Origin of the sequence: Pararhodospirillum photometricum DSM 122 (assembly GCF_000284415.1) — a bacterium.
In the GTDB taxonomy this organism is placed as follows: Bacteria; Pseudomonadota; Alphaproteobacteria; order Rhodospirillales; family Rhodospirillaceae; genus Pararhodospirillum; species Pararhodospirillum photometricum.
Genome location: NC_017059.1, coordinates 1,115,656 through 1,131,738, shown reverse-complemented (window position 1 = coordinate 1,131,738; position 16,083 = coordinate 1,115,656). Strand labels below are relative to the sequence as shown.

Here is a 16,083-nt window from a genome sequence, read left to right as displayed (position 1 = left end):
CACATCTCCAGCCGGAATCGAGGGGTCTGGGGAGGCCGCGCCTCCCCAGCCTTATTCTTCCTGATCCCCTCGAGATCCCCGGGGACCCTAGGCTGTCGTCGCGGGCAAAATCACCCCCGGATTCATCAGCCCGGCCGGGTCGAAGGCGGTTTTGAGGGCACGCATCAGGTCGAGTTCGAGGGGGGCCTTATAGTGGCGCATTTCGTCCACTTTGAGGCGGCCGATGCCGTGCTCGGCGCTGATCGAGCCGCCGAGATCGGCCACGATGTCGTGGACGAGGCGGTTCATTTCTTCCCAGCGGTCGAGGAAGGCCTGCTTGTCCATGCCCTTGGGCTGGGTCAGGTTGAAATGGATGTTGCCATCGCCAACGTGACCGAACGGGCAGGGGCGGATGCCGGGGCAAGCGGCGGTGACAGCGGCGCTGGCCCGCTCGATGAAGGTCGGGACCTGGGAGAGCGGTACCGAGACGTCGTGCTTGATGGAGGCGCCGGCGTGCTTTTGGGCTTCCGGCAGGCCTTCGCGCAGGCGCCACAGGCTGGCGCGCTGATCGAGGCTGGCGGTGATGACCGCGTCGCTCAGGATCTCTTCTTCAAAAGCGCGTCCGAGCAGGCTTTCCATGACCTCGTTGAGGTCGGCGCCCGGGCGCGAGGTCGAGAGTTCGACCAGGGCGTACCAGGGGTGCGAGCCTTCCAGGGGGTCGCGCAGGCCGTCTAGGTGCTCTAGGGCGATCTCGAGGCCGAAGCGCGGGATCAGCTCGAAGGCGGTCACGTCGTCGCCGGTGATTGAGCGGCACAGCGACAGCAAGCGGGTGACGCGCGACAGATCCTCGAACCCACACAAGGCGGTGGCGGTGCTGGTGGGGGCCGGGAACAGCTTGAGCACGGCGCCGGTGATCAGGCCCAGGGTGCCTTCCGAGCCGATGAACAACTGGCGCAGAGCGTAGCCGGTGTTGTCCTTTTCGAGGGCGCGCATACCGTTCCAGATGCGGCCATCGGGCAGCACCACTTCAAGGCCCAGGCACAGGTCGCGGGTGTTGCCGTAGTGCAAGACGCCGACGCCGCCGGCGTTGGTGGCGAGGTTGCCGCCAATCTGGCACGAGCCCTCGGCGCCCAGCGACAGAGGGAACAAGCAGCCGGCGTCGCGGGCTTTGGCCTGGATGTCGGCCAGCACGCACCCGGCATCGACGGCCATGCGGCAGCCATCGGCATCGATCCAGCGCACGCGGTTCATGCGCCCGGTCGAGACGATGATCTGGTTCGCTCCGGCGACGGCGCCGCCGCACAGGCCGGTATTGCCGCCCTGGGGCACGATGGAGACACCGTGGGTCGCGCACAGGCGCACGACCTCGGCGCAGGCGTCGGTGGAGTCGGGACGGGCGACGACGGTCGCCTCCCCCCGGTACAGACCCCGTTCCTCGGCGTTGAAGGAGGCCAAGTCGGCGGGGTCGGTGACCAGCCCCCGGGGGCCGAGCACGGCCGCCAGGGCTTCGAGAAACGAGGCATCGAGAGCCACGGGTCTTCGTCTTTCCTGGAGAAAAAGCCTCCGGGCGGGACGGACCACGGCCCGGGAAGCCAGAGGATCGGGACGTCAGGGCGATCGGGGTTGGCGGTCTGGAACCCCGACGGCCGCCCCGCCATTACTTGGGTGCCATGACCATGATCATCTGGCGCCCTTCGAGCTTGGGATGCTGTTCGATCTTGGCCATTTCGGCCACATCGTCGCTCACCCGCTTGAGGACACCCATACCGATGTCCTGGTGCGCCATTTCGCGGCCACGAAAACGCAAGGTCACTTTGACCTTGTCGCCTTCTTCCAGGAACTTCCTGGCGGCGCGCATTTTCACGTCATAGTCGTGATCGTCGATGTTCGGGCGAATCTTGATCTCTTTGATCTCGATCACCTTCTGCTTCTTCTTCGCCTCGTTCTTCTTTTTCTGGGCTTCGTACTTGAACTTGCCCAGATCCAGAATTTTACACACGGGCGGATCGGCATTCGGTGAAATCTCGACGAGATCAAGGCCGGCGGCTTCGGCGCGATACAGGGCATCGCGCGTCGGCACAACACCGACGTTTTCGCCGTTTTCGTCGATCAGGCGAACCTCGGGGATTCTGATCTCCCGGTTGGCGCGCGGTCCATCCTTGGACGGCGACGCCTGCATCGGTGGTCTGGCGATGTTTCCAATCTCCCACTAGTGACAAACTTTAAAAGGCCAGCCGACCCCCGTTTCCGGGGTGCCGACCTTTCCTCGACCCTTCGTCTGGTGCCGGATCAGGCGCTCAGATCAGGCGGGGTCGCTTCCTTGACAAATGTAGCAAGGGCGTCTTCAAGCGCAAGGACTTCCTGCGTTTCGCCGCCCAGCCGGCGCAAGGCAATGGTGCGATTTTCCGCTTCCTTGCGACCGACCACCACGAGCAGGGGCACCTTGGCCAGGGAGTGCTCGCGGACCTTGTAGTTGATCTTCTCGTTGCGCACGTCGGCCACGGCCCGCAGGCCCTTGGCCTTGAGGAGTTTTTGCACCTCGAGGGCGTAGGCGTCGGCTTCCGAGGTGATGGTGGCAACCACGGCTTGAACCGGGGCCAGCCACAAGGGGAAGCGACCGGCACAGTTTTCGATCAAGATGCCCATGAAGCGCTCGAAGGTGCCGAGAATCGCCCGGTGCAGCATCACCGGCCGGCGCTTGGCCCCATCTTCCGCCACATACGACGCGTCGAGCCGTTCGGGCAGCACGAAGTCCACCTGAAGGGTGCCGCACTGCCAGTCGCGGCCGATGGCGTCGCGCAACACGAACTCCAGCTTGGGGCCATAGAAGGCGCCTTCGCCGGGGTTGAGGGTCCATTCCAGGCCGGCGGCTTCGGTGGCGTCGCGCAGAGCGGCCTCGGCCTTGTCCCAGGTCTCGTCGCTGCCGGCGCGCTTGGCCGGGCGATCCGAGAACTTCACGCGCACGCTTTCAAACCCTAGGTCGTGGTAGACGCTTTTAAGCAGGGCGCAAAAGCTCTGAGTCTCGCTAACGATTTGATCTTCGGTGCAGAAAATGTGCGCGTCGTCTTGCACGAAGGCCCGTACTCGCATCAGGCCGTGCAGAGCGCCCGAGGCTTCATTCCGGTGGCACGAGCCAAACTCAGCCATGCGCAAGGGCAGGTCGCGGTAGCTCTTGATGCCTTGGCGGAAAATCTGGATATGGCCCGGGCAGTTCATCGGCTTGAGGGCAAGGATGCGCTCCTCGGCCTCGCTCGTAAACATGTTCTCGCGGAACTTCTCCCAGTGGCCGGACTTTTCCCACAGGGTATGGTCAACCAGCATGGGGGTGTTGACCTCCACGTAGCCGGCCCCTTCCAGGCGACGCCGGATATAGGCCTGGAGGCTGCGGTAGACCGTCCAGCCCTTGGGGTGCCAGAAGACCGCGCCTTGCGCCTCTTCTTGCAGGTGAAACAGCCCTATTTCCTGGCCCAGGCGGCGATGGTCGCGGCGCTCGGCTTCTTCCAGGCGGGTCAGGTATTCCTTGAGTTGCTTGGCATCGGCCCAGGCGGTGCCGTAGATGCGCTGAAGCATGGGGTTGCGCGAGTCGCCGCGCCAATACGCCCCGGCCAGCTTCATCAGCTTGAAGGCCGTGCCCAGCTTGCCGGTCGAGGGCAGGTGGGGGCCGCGACACAGGTCGAGCCACTCACCCTGGCGATAGACGGTGATGGTCTGGCCGGCCGGCAGGTCGCGAATGATCTCGGCCTTATAGTGCTCGCCCTTGTCGGTGAACCAAGCGATGGCCTCGTCGCGGTTCCAGACCTCGCGCACGATGGGGAGGTTGCGCGCCACGATCTCGCGCATGCGCTCTTCGATTTGGGCAAGGTCGTCGAGCGAGAAGGGCTCGGCGCGGGCAAAGTCGTAATAGAACCCGTTCTCGATGGCCGGACCGATGGTGACCTGGGTGCCGGGGAACAGTTCCTGGACCGCCTGGGCCATGACGTGGGCGGCATCGTGGCGCAGCAGGTCAAGGGCGGCCTCGTCGCGGGCCGTGACAATCGACACGAGGGCGTCTCGGGTCACGGTCGTTCCGAGGTCCACCAGGGTTCCGTCTACGGTAATGGCCAGCGCGGCCTTGGCGAGGCCCGGGCCAATGCCCTGGGCGATCTCAAGGCCCGTGACGGGGCCTTCGAATTGACGGACGCTGCCATCCGGCAGAGTAATGGCGACCATGACTCCCGAGGTCCTTTCTTGACACGATGCGGGGGAAGAAGCTTAGGCCCCCTGGTGCTTGGGTTCAAGGGATTGAGGGCCGGTTCACGGTAAGAAGAAAGGGGAAGGCTGGGGGGCGAGCCTCTCCGGACCCCTCCTTTCCAGCCTTTGCCTGATGGTCCTGGGAGCGGCACCCTCCGACCTTTCCGAAAGATGACAGCGAATTAAATATGAAAGGGTTAAGGTTTGGGGCAGGATAATCCCATCAGCTTCCAGGGCGCATCTCAAGAGGTCAATCATGCTTACGGAAAGATCGGAAACTTTCTCAGTGACTCGTGATTTTGTCACTCCAGCAACGTCGATATTATTTTTATTTATTGTCGTTAGCGGCGTGATGATGTTCTTTAATTTCGGTGAATCCTTTGTAAAGTCGGCTCATGAATGGTTGGGTCTTGTTTTTGGGGCGGTGGCGATCTGGCATCTTTGGCGGCATTTCAAGGGCTTTGCCGCTTACCTGCGCCGACCGCATCCGCGTGCCGTCCTGGCCGGGGTCGCAATGATCAGTTTGGTGGTCGTCGCTCTGACCGCCCATCCCGAGCGCGCCGGGGTGTCGCCGCGCGTGGTGTTTCAGTCGCTGGAGGCGGCGCCGTTGGCCGCCGTGGCTCAGGTCGCTGGCATCGATGAGGCCGGCTTGCGCCTTGCCCTAGCTGGCAAGGGGGTCGATGTCGGCAGCGCCCACTCCTTGCGCGAGGTTGCTCAGGCCACGGGTGCCGATCCCTCCTTGCTGGTGGCCACCCTCTTTGAGCACCGTTGACGCCACGGCCGAGGTCCGGGGAAGCCCTGCTTCTCCGGGTGGGGCGGACCTTCCCCCGTGAACAGTTGGGGGTCCGCCGGGTTTCCTCCCCTTTAGCCTGAAAACCTGCCCGGGGAAGCAGCGCCTCCCCGGGCCTCGGCCGTTTTTGCCTCAGTCCAACCGCTTCAGCGTTTCAATATCTCCGGCGACAGCGCGCGGCGCTTCCCCCGCCGGCGGTCAGCGCGGTACCGCCGGGCCTGGGCTGGCAGACCGGCACCGCGCCTTTGGGGGCAACCGATCCCACCGGGCTTGCGCCCCCCACGGCCCTCGGCCCGACTCCCTCGGCCCAGCCCCCGGCCAGCGCCACCATGGCTCCGCCGACCAGCGCCTCGCCGGTCATCCTGGCGCGGTTTGCGTCGCTGGCCGAGTGGGTGGAGATCCGCCGGCGCCTGCAAGGGCTGCCGGGCGGCGGCGCCATGGCCTTGCAGGCGGTAAGCCGCGATCAGGCGCAGTTCATCTTGCCGTGGAGCGGCTCGCTTCCCGATCTTCAGGCCCAGATGCAAAGCCGGGGCCTTAGCCTGACCAAGCGCGACGGGATGTGGGTGCTGGAGGCGCAAGGCGCGGCGGTGCCGGGAATGGCGCCGCGCTAGGACCACGCGAGGCAGGAAAAGGAAGGCTGGGGAGGCGGGCCTCCCCAGGCCCCTCTCTCCTTTTTTACGTGTCTTTTCCGCGCCTTATTCTGAACCGCACCGGATTTTTCACGGAAGTGTCCCGGGGAATCCCCGAGGCTGCGTGCTACGCCTGCCGCTTGGAACAAAAAGGTCTTTCAGGCCGTCCAGGAGACAAGCAGGCATGACCGGCATGGCATACGCGGTGGCCCTTCAGCCCGTCGAGGACAGGCCCTGGAGGAGGCTGCACTGGCCCTCCTTCCCGTGGCCCGGCGTTCCCATCGCGGCCCGGATCATCGCGCTTGGCCTGTTGGGGCTGGTGGCATTTGCCGGTGCGGTGGGGATTCATCTGGTGGGCGAGCACGAGAACACCCGGGCGCTGGAACGCCGGGCGGTGTTTCGCGACCTTGATCGGACATTGCAGGAGGTCGGGCGTACCGCCTTGGCCCTGCGGCTGGCCCACCTCACCGTGGTCCATGGTCCGGCCAGCGCGGAACAGGCGGCCCTGGACGAGTTTGCCCGCCTCAGCGCCCGTACCCGCGAGACCCTGGGACGGCTGGATCCGCTGGCGGCGACCTCGGGCTTGACACCACCGCCTCGCCTGCACGACGAGGCCCGGGGCTTCGACGCCCTGATGACCCAAGTTGCCACCCACAGCCGGGCGGTGGGACGCACCGAGGACAGCGGCCTGCGCGGCGCCCTGAAGGCCCCCATCGACCAGATCGAGCGGGAACTGGCTCAATGGCCGAATGTCGGCGGCATCATGGGCAAGCTGTCCCAACTCAAGCGCTACGAGCAGGCGTTTTTCATCACTCCCAGCCCCGACACCCTGGGCCGGCTGCGCAAAGCGGCCACCGAGTGCGATTTCGCCCTGATGGGCGGCCCCTTCGACGCCAGCACGGCGGGCCAGCTCTCGGCGGCCTTGACGGGCTATGTCAAAAGCCTGGGCGACTACATCAAGGCAGTGGAAACCCGCGAGGCAGCCTCGACGGCGCTAGAGGCCAGCCTTTCAACCTTCGACGCCACCTTGGGAACCCTGAGCGAGCAGTCCGCCACCGCCCTGGCCGCCGCCGAGGACGGCTTCGCCCGGGCGCACGCCCGCACCCAAGCCGCGCTGTTCGGCGGATCCGGCGCCTTATTGCTGCTGTTCTTGCTGGCGGCGGGCGGCGTGGCGCGCTCGATCTACCAACCGCTGCGCCAGATGGAAGCGGCCATGCACGCCCTGGCCGGCGGCGCCACCGATGTCATGATTCCAGGCCTGGGCCGACGCGATGAACTGGGCCGCATGGCCGCTGCCGTGCTGGTGTTCAAACACAACGCCGCCGAGGTCCACGCTTTGCAGGAAGAACGCCAGCGCCAACGCGCCCAGGCCGAAGCCAGCCGACGTCAGGCCGTGATGACCCTGGCCGAAACCTGCGAGGCGTCGGTCCACCATCTGGCCACCGATCTCGACACCGCCGCAACGCAGTTGTGCGGCGAAAGCCGGCGCATGGCCGAAGAGGCAACGCGGACCCGCGAAACCGGGCTGGCCGTGGCCGCCGCTCTCCAGGGCGCGGCCGTCACCATGGCCCAGGTGGTGGACAGCAGCGGCACCTTGCTGGAATCGACCGCGACCGTGCGCCGCCACCTGACCGACTCGTTACAGGCCATCGACACCGCCCATGCAGGAACCCGCGAAGCCAGTCAGCGCGTGGACGCCCTGGCCGACGCCGCCACGTGCATCGGCCACGTGGTGGACCTGATCGGCGCGATCTCCGGCCAAACCCAACTGCTCGCCCTCAACGCCACCATCGAGGCGGCGCGGGCTGGCGAGGCGGGCAAGGGCTTCGCGGTGGTGGCCGGGGAGGTCAAAACCCTGGCCGGCCAGACCACCCGCGCCACCAGCGAGATCGTCTCCCAGGTCGAGCGGATCCAAGCCGAGATCGGTCACACCATTGCCGGTATCACCACCTCCAGCGACGCGGTCAGCCGGGTTCACGCCATCACCCACACCCTGGCCCGGGCCATGGACACCCAGCACGAGGCCATGACCGGGATTGCCGGGGCCGTGGAGGACGCGGCCGGGGTCATGACCGCCCTGGGCGGCAGCCTGGAGACCATGGATCAGGCCATGCGGGCCTCCACCGAGACGGCGGGCACCCTGACCCGCACCGCCGGCCATCTGGCCCAGCAGACCACCGCCTTGGGGCAGGAGGTGGAGGAGTTCCTGGCGAACGTGCGCGCCAGCGCCTGAGAGAAGTCTGGGGAGGCGCGGCTTGCCCAGACCCCTCGGTCTCGGGGGACGGGAACGACCTTGTTTTTTCAGGATTGGCGGGGCTCGGCGGCCAGTGCTTAATCGGGGGGTGGGGATCCTGGCGATCCCTTGTCCCAGCCGAGGCCTTAGGATGTCCGATGCCCCTGCCTGCCCCCGCCCCGATCTTTCCCCGTTCACGCATCGGTTTCTCAAACTGGCCGGCCCCTTCTGGCTCGCCGACAAGCCCCGCCCCCTGACGGAACGCGCCCCCGACAAATACCGCCACCTCAAGGCCCGGGCCCTGACCCTAGGCCTCGTGGTGCTCACCGTGGGTCAAGTCCTGATCCCGGTCGCCATCAACAAGTGGAGCGCCTTGCTGTTCGACACCCTGGAACAGCGCAACGTGGCCCAATTGCCGTCGTTGATCGCGTGGTTGAGCGGCGTGCTGGTCTATGCCATGGGGGTGAACGCCGGGCACCTGTGGGTCAAGCGAGAAATCCTCTATCGCTGGCGGGAGTGGCTCACCAAGGAAATCCTGCGCCACTGGATGGATAACGGGCGGCAGTACGAGGTCAGCCATCAGCCCGGACTGGAAGGCAAGGAAGACAACCCGGATGGTCGCATTGCCGAGGACATCCGCATCAGCACCGAAGCGGCGGTGGACCTGTGCCACTCCCTGTTTTATTGCGTTCTTCTGCTGGCCAGCTTCACCCAGATCCTCTGGTCGCTCTCGGGCGAGATGACGGTGCACCTGGGAAGCTTCGCGATCCCGCTGCCGGGATCCTTGGTGTGGATCGCCCTGCTCTACGCCGCCACCGGCACCAGCGCCGCCTTGCTGCTCGGCCGCCCCCTGGTGCGGGCGGTCAATCTGCGCCAAACCCGCGAGGCTAATTTCCGCTTCGGCCTGATCCGCGCCCGGGAAAACGCCGAGACCATTGCCTTGCTCGATGGCGAAACCGGAGAGCGGCGGCGGCTGTACCAGCTTTTCGAGGCCATCGGTCAGGCCTGGAGCCGACAAACCGCTGCCTTGCGCAACATCACCGCCTTTACCTCGGGCTATTCGACCCTTTCGGGGGTCTTTCCGATCCTGGTGGTGGCGCCCCGCTATATCAGCGGCAGCATCACCTTGGGCACCTTGATGCAAACGGCCCAGGCCTTCCAGCAAATGAGCGCCGCCTTGTCGTGGCCCATCGACAACCTTGCGCGGGTTGCCGAGTGGCGGGCCTCGGTCGAGCGGGTGCTGGCCCTCAAGGAGGCCTTGGAGATCACCGCATCGCCGGTCAGTTGCCGGGGACAAGAAGGGATTACGCTCATCCGCAATGGCGGCTCCGCCCTGGCCTTTCACGAGCTCCGGGTCGATCGCCCCGATGGTGAAACCATCATCGAGCCGTTCAACCTCACTCTTCACCCGGGCGAAAAGGTCCTGCTCTCGGGCGATCCCCTCGCCGCTCTCAGGCTGTTCAAGGTGGTGACCGGGCTGTGGCCCTGGGGACAAGGCGTGGTAGACCGCCCTTCGGGTCTCCACGTCCTGTTCTTCCCCCGGCGGCCCTACCTCCCCGGAACCCTCATGGAAACCCTGATTTATCCCAAGGCCTATCGCGACCCCTGGAAAGAACAGCAGGTCAAAATAAACGCCAAGATGCAAGATCAATGGGAAAATGAAAACGAAAAACTCGTCAAACGAGCCCATGAAGCCTTGGAAATTCTTAATCTTACCCCTCTCATTGGCCGCCTGCACGACCAGATGATTCTGGACAAGACCCTGAGCGTCCCCGAACAACGTCGCCTTGGATTTGCCCGTCTTCTCATGCACGATCCCGGGCCCCATTGGATCTTCATCCAGGAGGCCATTGAGGCCCTCGACCCGACCGAAGCGGCCTTCATCTTGCCGCGCCTGGAACGCCACCTCCTCCCCGCCACGGTTATCAATGTCGGCCAGCGCCCGGTCTGCCCCGGCGTCGATCACCACCGCCTGGGCATCGTCCCCACCGACAAGGGGAGCTTCCGGGTCATCACCTTGCCCCCCTTCCCGGCCAGCGCGTCCCTGCCCTCCTACACCGGGTAGGCGGCGGAAGCCTTTGGCGGTATACTCAAAACTTGGTGACACGGGGCCACCGCCCCGGGCCCCGTCCCCTTTTTTTTGGAAAAAAGGGGGTTTGGGGCATCGCCCCAAGCGGGCCCGGGCGGCAGTCCGGCGGACCCTTGGGGGGGTGCTCCCTCCTCAGCCCATGAGGCCACCATGACCGCCTCGCTTGCTCCCCTGCCCCGTGACTTCCTTTGGGGCGTTTCCACCTCCGCCTACCAAATCGAAGGCGCGGTCCGCGACGATGGCCGAGGTCCCAGCATCTGGGATACCCGCTGCCTAATGCGCGGCAAGATCGGCACCGACGAAACCGGCGATGTGGCCTGTGACCACTACCACCGCTGGCCCGAGGACATCGCCCTGATGCGCGAGCTCGGCGTGGACGCCTACCGGTTTTCGGTGGCTTGGCCGCGGATTTTCCCGCGCGGCCGCGGCCGGCTCAACCCCAAGGGCCTCGATTTTTACGACCGCCTGACCGATGCCGTGCTCGACGCCGGCATCACCCCTTGGCTGTGCCTCTACCACTGGGACCTGCCCCAAGCCCTCCAAGACCTCGGGGGCTGGACCAACCGCGACTGCGCCGGCTGGTTTGCCGACTATGCCACCGTGGTGGCCCGGCGCCTGGGTGATCGGGTCAAACACTGGATCACCTTCAACGAATTTTCCGTCTTCACCATGTTCGGCTTTGCCATCGACTGGTCGGCCCCGGGCATCACCGATCGCCAAGCCCACCTCAAGGCCATCCACCACGTCAATTTGGCCCATGGCGCCGGCGTCGATGTGGTACGCGCCCTGGTGCCGGGGGCGGTCATTGGCGCGGTCCATAACCGCCAGCAGGTCTTCCCCGAGGGCGAGTTGGAGATCCACCGCGAGGCGGCGGCCCTGTTGTCCGAACACTGGAACGATGTCTTTCCCGACCCGCAACTCCTGGGCTATTACCCCGAGCGCACCGCCCAGGCTATCGAGCCCTATGTCCAGGCCGGCGACATGGCGCGCATCTGCCGCCCCGTCGATTTTTTTGGCCTCAACCACTACGGCCCGATTTTCGCCCGCGCCGACCCAACCTGGACCTGGGGCTATGCCTGGGGCGACGCACCTGAAGGCCGGGTCAACCCCGAGATCGGCTGGGCGGTGTTTCCCGAGGTGTTCCGCGATGAGTTGATCACCCTCACCCAACGCTATGGCCTGCCCGTGTACATCACGGAGAATGGGTGCGGCGGCGGCACGGATGCGCCCGATGCCAGTGGGGCGGTCCACGACCCCCACCGCATTGCCTATCTGAAGCTGTATCAAGACGCCCTGCGCGAGGCTATGGCGGCCGGCGCCGATGTCCGGGGGTATTTTGTCTGGTGTCTGCTCGACAATTTCGAGTGGGGCAGCGGCTATGCCCAGCGCTTCGGCCTCGTCCATGTCGATTACGAGACCCTCAAGCGCACGCCCAAGGACTCGTTTGCGTGGTACCGGGCCTTGATGGCGGCAACGCGGGCGGGGGAGAGATAACCCAAAAAAGAAAGGCTGGGGAGACGCGGCCTCCCCAGACCCCTCTTTTTTTAGGAAAATTACAGCCAGCCGTTGTGGCGGAATTTGGTGTAGAGCCAGCCGCAGGCCACGGCAATCACGGTCATGATCACGGGGTACCCCCAGCGCCAGTGCAGTTCTGGCATATGGTCGAAGTTCATGCCGTAGATCCCGGCGATTGCGGTGGGCACCGCCAGGATGGCCGCCCAGGCAGCCAGACGGCGGGTGACATCGCCTTGGCGTCCGGCGGCCAACATCAGGCTGGCTTCAAAAGCAAAGCGCATCATTTCGCGCAAGGCTTCGATCGACTCGTTGATGCGGATCACGTGGTCATGCACGTCGCGAAAGTAAGGGCGCATCACCGGATCGATCATCGGCAGATCAAGGCGCTCCAGGCGTGAACAGATATCCAAGGTGGCGACCGCCGTGCGGCGCAGGCTTTCCAGATCGCGGCGCAGTACGTGGATGCGCTCGATCTCCTGCACCGAGGGCGGGCGGTGGAGCATGTCGGCCTCCAGGACCTCCACCTCGTTCTCCAGGGTTTCCAGCAAGGGAAAGTAGCTGTCCACCACGTGGTCCATGATGGCATAGAGCACGTAATCTTCCCCCTCGCGCAGAAGATGGGGAACGGCTTCGCAGCGCGCCCGCACCGGCCCATACGCCTCGGAGGGACCGTGGCGCACGCTCACGACAAAGCCGCGCGCCGCAAACACGTGGGTTTCGCCAAAGGCCAAGCGTCCCGCATCAATCCAGGCCGGGCGCAACACGCAAAACACGGTTTCGCCATACAGCTCGATCTTGGGGCGCTGGTGAGCTTTGAGGGCGTCCTCCACCGCCAGTTCATGCAAGCCGAACTCACGCTGCACCACCCCCAGGACCTCGGCCCGGGGGTCATGCAAGCCGATCCAGACAAAATGACCGGGGCGCCGCGCCAGGGTTCCGGCCTCGTGCAACGAGATGTCGGCCACGCGGCGCCCCTCGGCATAGAGGGCAGCAGCGATCACGCCATCGGGGGRAATATCGTCAAAGTCCGGTGTCGCAGTCATGGCCCCTCAGAGCAATTTGACCATGGCGATGCCACCAATTGTCAGCACCAGCACGAGGGCACTGACCACGCCTAGGCGCTTTTCGATAAAGGTCTGGATCGGCGGGCCAAAGTAGAACAACAAGACGCCCACCACCAAGAACCGCATCAAGCGTGACGCCAGCGAAGCCAGGACGAAGGTCAACAACGGCAGTTCAACGGCCCCAGCGGTAATGGTCAGCAGCTTGTAGGGCACCGGCGTTGCCCCTTTGAGCAGGAGAATCCAGGTCCCCCACTCGTGAAACATTTCTTTAAAGGTGTGGAACGACTCCTCAAGGCCGTAAAAATTGATAACCCAGACCCCAATGGTCTCGAACAAAAAATACCCAATCGCATAGCCCAAAAGCCCCCCCAACACCGACGACGCGCTCGCCAGCAGGCACAGAAACAGCCAGCGGTCACGACGTGCCAAAATCATGGGAATGAGCAAGATATCGGGCGGCAGGGGAAAGACGCTGCTTTCGGCAAAAGCCACGGCCGCCAGCCACCACGGCGCGGCCCGCGTGTCTGACTTGTTCAGGATATACCGATAAGTTTTTTCAAGCATCCGAGCATTTCCCCAGGGCCGATCCGATGCCCATCACCAAGATCGCGCCAGCGGGCGGCACTTTAGAGCGAGAGCCGAAATGGGGAAACCGCTTTTCCAAGACAGATCGAGGGGTCTGGGGAGGCCACGCCTCCCCGGCCTTCCTTTTTTTAGGGCTGGGAGCGCAGCAAGCGCAGGGCGTTGGCCGTGACCAGCACCGTCGCGCCACTATCCGCGATCACCGCCGGCCACAAGCCGGTCACGCCCAGAAGGGTGGTCACCAGGAACGCCGCCTTGAGGCCCAGCGCGATCGCGACATTCTGGCGAATGATCGCCAGAGTCCGGCGCGACAGCCGGATCATGGCGGCGACATCGGAGACCCGGGCATGCAGGCTGGCGCCATCGGCGGTCTCCAAGGCCACGTCGGTCCCGCCGCCCATGGCCAAGCCCACATGGGCCGCCGCCAGGGCCGGGGCGTCGTTGATGCCATCGCCGACCACCAGCACCCGCTCGCCCCGCGCCTGCCGCTCGCGCACCAGCCGCACCTTGTCCTCGGGCAGCAACTCGGCCATCACCTCCAGACCCAAGGGCTGGGCCAGGGCGCGGGCGGCAATGCTCTGGTCGCCGGTCAGCACGACCATCCCCACCCCCAAACTCCGCAAGGCGTTCACGCCTTCTTCCAGATCGGGGCGGGGCTCGTCGCGCAGGGCCACCCAGCCGCGCACCCGCTGGTCATCGGCCACCACCGACACGGTCTTGCCTTCGCGCCCCAACCGGGCCAACACCTCGCGCATTTCGAGATCCAGCCGATCGGCCACCGCCTGCGGCGCCCCCAAGAACAGCCGCTGCTTGCCCACGTCTCCCATGACCCCGCGTCCGGGGAGAGCCTGCACGGCGGCGGCGGCCTCCGGGGTCACGCCCTGGGCAGCGGCGTGGTCCAAAATGGCGCGGGCCAGGGGATGGCTGGAACCAACACTCAGCGCCGCGGCGTCGCGCAGGACCTCCGCCTCGCCCCCCACGTCGGTCACGCGGGGAACGCCCCGGGTCAGGGTACCGGTCTTGTCAAAGGCGACCGTGGTGATCCGCCCCAAGGCCTCCAAGACAGCACCGCCCTTCATCAGCAGGCCGCGCCGCGCTCCCGCCGACAGCGCCGAGGCAATGGCCGCCGGGGTCGAGATCACCAGGGCACAGGGGCAGCCAATCAACAAAATAGCCAGCGCTTTGTAAATCCAGTCGCCCCAGGGCTCGCCCCCCAGCAAGGGCGGCAGCACAGCCACCACCGCGGCAAACGCTACCACCCCGGGGGTATAGGCGCGGGCAAAGCGATCAATGAACCGGTCAATCGGTGCCTTGCTCTCCTGGGCCTCTTCGACGAGGCGCACAATGCGGGCAATCGTGTTGTCGGACGGGTCGGCGGTGACCCGTACCCGCAGCACGCCCTCGCCATTAATGGTGCCGGCGAACACATCCTCGCCCACACACTTGGCGCGGGGCACGCTCTCGCCCGTCACCGGCGCTTCGTTCACGCTGCTCTCACCCGCCAGCACCACCCCGTCGGCCGGCAGGCGGTCGCCGGGGCGCACCACGATAATGTCGTCGCGCCGTAGGCTGGCGGCGTCCACCTCGACCACGTCCCCTTGCGCCCCCTCACGATAGGCTTGCCCCGGCAACAGGTCGGCCATGGCCCGAATCCCGGCCCGCGCCCGCCCTGCCGCCAGCCCTTCCAGCGCCTCGCCAATCAAAAACAGAAAGACCACCGCCGCCGCCTCGGCTTCCGCGCCAATAAAAATGGCGCCGGTGGCCGACAAGGTCATCAGGCCCTCAATGGAAAAGACCGTGCCCGTGCGCGCCGCCGCCCAGGCCTGACGCGCCACTGGCACCAAACCGACCAGCGCCGCCAGGATAAACGCCGGGCGCTCAACGGCCGGAACCAGCGTGCCCACCAGATAGGCCAGGGCCACCGCCCCCCCGGCTCCCAGGATCAAGCGCCCTTGCGCACTTTTCCACCACGGACCGCTGCTCTCAAAAGCACCGCCGTGGGAATGGCCGTGAGCGTGCTCGTGCACATGAGGGGGTGAGCCACTCTTACACGTGGCATGATCGTGGTCGTGGTCGTGGTCGTGATCATGGTCGTGGTCGTGATCATGGCACGCCGAGGACGAGGCGCCCCCATGGGCCCCGCCACAGCCACAGCCCCCTCCCGCCAGGGCCGGGGACTCCACCACGGTAAAGCCCAACGCGCCGATCCGCCGAAGCATCTCGGCGACGCTGGCGGTGGGGCCGTGCACCACCCGCACCACACCGCTCAACACCGAGGCCGACACCTCGCTCACCCCGGGAACACGCGTCAGGGCCTGTTCAATCTTGCCAGCGCAGCCGCCACAGTCCATGCCCTCGACCCTGAAGCGGGTTTCGCCCAGGTGTTCCATCGCCTCGATCGCATCCATTGCCGTCATCCCCTTTTTGGGCTTTACCCCAGGCCAGGAACGCTACAAGCTCTAGCGGCTAGAGGATCAAGAGGGAAAAACGCCATGAGCCTGATCACCATTGGCCGGCTGGCGGAAGCGACCGACACCAAAATTCCGACGATCCGCTATTACGAGGAAATCGGCCTGCTGCCCCCGCCGCCACGCAGCGAAAGCAACCGCCGGCTTTATGGTCCGCCCCACGTCACGCGGCTGCGCTTTATTCGCCATGCCCGCGATCTGGGGTTTGATATCGAGTCCATCCGCGGATTGCTGGCGCTCACCGACCACCCGGGCGGCCCCTGTCACTCGGCCCATGGCATCGTGCGCGGCCATATCGCCGCCATCGACGCCAAAATCGCCAAGCTCCAGGCCATGCGCGCCGAGATCGAGCGCGTCAGTCCCGATTGTCCCTATAACAAGGTTGAGCAATGTCCGGCCCTGGAGGCGATCGCCGAGCACGGGCCGTAATGCCAAAAAACAAGGCCGGGGAGGCGCGGCCTCCCCAGACCCCTCGTTCTGTCAGGGGAAGGAGCCCGTCTCCCT

Annotated in this window: 12 protein-coding genes; 6 read left to right on the top strand and 6 right to left on the bottom strand. The window is 65.6% G+C overall.

Annotated elements, in window-relative coordinates:
- Window positions 1-87: 87 nt before the first annotated feature.
- The 3 genes from RSPPHO_RS04930 to thrS all read right to left on the bottom strand — a co-directional run bounded on the left by RSPPHO_RS04930 (window position 88) and on the right by thrS (window position 4,188).
- Complete coding sequence (locus tag RSPPHO_RS04930) at window positions 88-1,512, bottom strand: FAD-binding oxidoreductase (protein ID WP_041794313.1); 1,425 nt, start codon at window positions 1,510-1,512, stop codon at window positions 88-90.
- A 124-nt stretch (window positions 1,513-1,636) separates the two neighbouring features.
- A complete protein-coding gene (gene infC, locus RSPPHO_RS04925; protein ID WP_014414166.1) occupies window positions 1,637-2,158 on the bottom strand; it encodes a translation initiation factor IF-3 in 522 nt (173 codons plus the stop codon).
- A 110-nt stretch (window positions 2,159-2,268) separates the two neighbouring features.
- Window positions 2,269-4,188, bottom strand: a complete 1,920-nt coding sequence (gene thrS, locus RSPPHO_RS04920) for a threonine--tRNA ligase (protein ID WP_014414165.1) — start codon at window positions 4,186-4,188, stop codon at window positions 2,269-2,271.
- Window positions 4,189-4,495: 307 nt separating this feature from the next.
- Here thrS and RSPPHO_RS04915 point away from each other — a divergent pair, with 307 nt between their 5' ends.
- The 5 genes from RSPPHO_RS04915 to RSPPHO_RS04895 all read left to right on the top strand — a co-directional run bounded on the left by RSPPHO_RS04915 (window position 4,496) and on the right by RSPPHO_RS04895 (window position 11,444).
- A complete protein-coding gene (locus tag RSPPHO_RS04915) occupies window positions 4,496-4,981 on the top strand; it encodes a DUF4405 domain-containing protein (protein ID WP_157879093.1) in 486 nt (161 codons plus the stop codon).
- 263 nt (window positions 4,982-5,244) lie between these two features.
- Window positions 5,245-5,610, top strand: a complete 366-nt coding sequence (locus RSPPHO_RS04910; RefSeq protein WP_014414163.1) for a hypothetical protein — start codon at window positions 5,245-5,247, stop codon at window positions 5,608-5,610.
- Window positions 5,611-5,812: 202 nt separating this feature from the next.
- Complete coding sequence (locus tag RSPPHO_RS04905; RefSeq protein ID WP_051013684.1) at window positions 5,813-7,861, top strand: methyl-accepting chemotaxis protein; 2,049 nt, start codon at window positions 5,813-5,815, stop codon at window positions 7,859-7,861.
- 151 nt (window positions 7,862-8,012) lie between these two features.
- Complete coding sequence (locus RSPPHO_RS04900) at window positions 8,013-9,926, top strand: ABC transporter ATP-binding protein/permease (RefSeq protein ID WP_051013681.1); 1,914 nt, start codon at window positions 8,013-8,015, stop codon at window positions 9,924-9,926.
- 174 nt (window positions 9,927-10,100) lie between these two features.
- Window positions 10,101-11,444, top strand: coding sequence for a GH1 family beta-glucosidase (locus RSPPHO_RS04895; RefSeq protein ID WP_041794309.1), 1,344 nt, complete (start codon window positions 10,101-10,103; stop codon window positions 11,442-11,444).
- A 59-nt stretch (window positions 11,445-11,503) separates the two neighbouring features.
- Here the strand turns inward: RSPPHO_RS04895 and corA are convergent, their stop codons facing one another.
- The 3 genes from corA to RSPPHO_RS04880 all read right to left on the bottom strand — a co-directional run bounded on the left by corA (window position 11,504) and on the right by RSPPHO_RS04880 (window position 15,528).
- On the bottom strand, window positions 11,504-12,508 hold the full coding sequence (corA, locus tag RSPPHO_RS04890; RefSeq protein ID WP_014414159.1) for a magnesium/cobalt transporter CorA: 1,005 nt from the start codon (window positions 12,506-12,508) through the stop codon (window positions 11,504-11,506).
- Window positions 12,509-12,514: 6 nt separating this feature from the next.
- Complete coding sequence (locus RSPPHO_RS04885; RefSeq protein WP_014414158.1) at window positions 12,515-13,093, bottom strand: YqaA family protein; 579 nt, start codon at window positions 13,091-13,093, stop codon at window positions 12,515-12,517.
- Window positions 13,094-13,242: 149 nt separating this feature from the next.
- Window positions 13,243-15,528 (bottom strand): heavy metal translocating P-type ATPase, encoded by a 2,286-nt coding sequence (locus tag RSPPHO_RS04880; protein WP_014414157.1) that lies wholly within the window; start codon window positions 15,526-15,528, stop codon window positions 13,243-13,245.
- A gap of 75 nt (window positions 15,529-15,603) precedes the next feature.
- On the opposite strand from RSPPHO_RS04880, the gene RSPPHO_RS04875 reads away from it, so the two are divergent.
- The gene (locus RSPPHO_RS04875; protein ID WP_041794306.1) at window positions 15,604-16,008 is read left to right on the top strand and encodes a MerR family transcriptional regulator; all 405 of its coding nucleotides are present in this window, start codon (window positions 15,604-15,606) and stop codon (window positions 16,006-16,008) included.
- The last annotated feature ends 75 nt before the right edge of the window (window positions 16,009-16,083 follow it).

Excerpts from the sequence above, each read along its gene's own strand:
- RSPPHO_RS04905 (WP_051013684.1), top strand. The coding sequence starts at position 5,813 with ATGACCGGCATGGCATACGCGGTGGCCCTTCAGCCCGTCGAGGACAGG.
- infC (WP_014414166.1), bottom strand. The coding sequence starts at position 2,158 with ATGCAGGCGTCGCCGTCCAAGGATGGACCGCGCGCCAACCGGGAGATC.
- thrS (WP_014414165.1), bottom strand. The coding sequence starts at position 4,188 with ATGGTCGCCATTACTCTGCCGGATGGCAGCGTCCGTCAATTCGAAGGC.
- RSPPHO_RS04880 (WP_014414157.1), bottom strand. The coding sequence starts at position 15,528 with ATGACGGCAATGGATGCGATCGAGGCGATGGAACACCTGGGCGAAACC.
- RSPPHO_RS04875 (WP_041794306.1), top strand. The coding sequence starts at position 15,604 with ATGAGCCTGATCACCATTGGCCGGCTGGCGGAAGCGACCGACACCAAA.
- RSPPHO_RS04895 (WP_041794309.1), top strand. The coding sequence starts at position 10,101 with ATGACCGCCTCGCTTGCTCCCCTGCCCCGTGACTTCCTTTGGGGCGTT.
- RSPPHO_RS04900 (WP_051013681.1), top strand. The coding sequence starts at position 8,013 with ATGTCCGATGCCCCTGCCTGCCCCCGCCCCGATCTTTCCCCGTTCACG.
- RSPPHO_RS04885 (WP_014414158.1), bottom strand. The coding sequence starts at position 13,093 with ATGCTTGAAAAAACTTATCGGTATATCCTGAACAAGTCAGACACGCGG.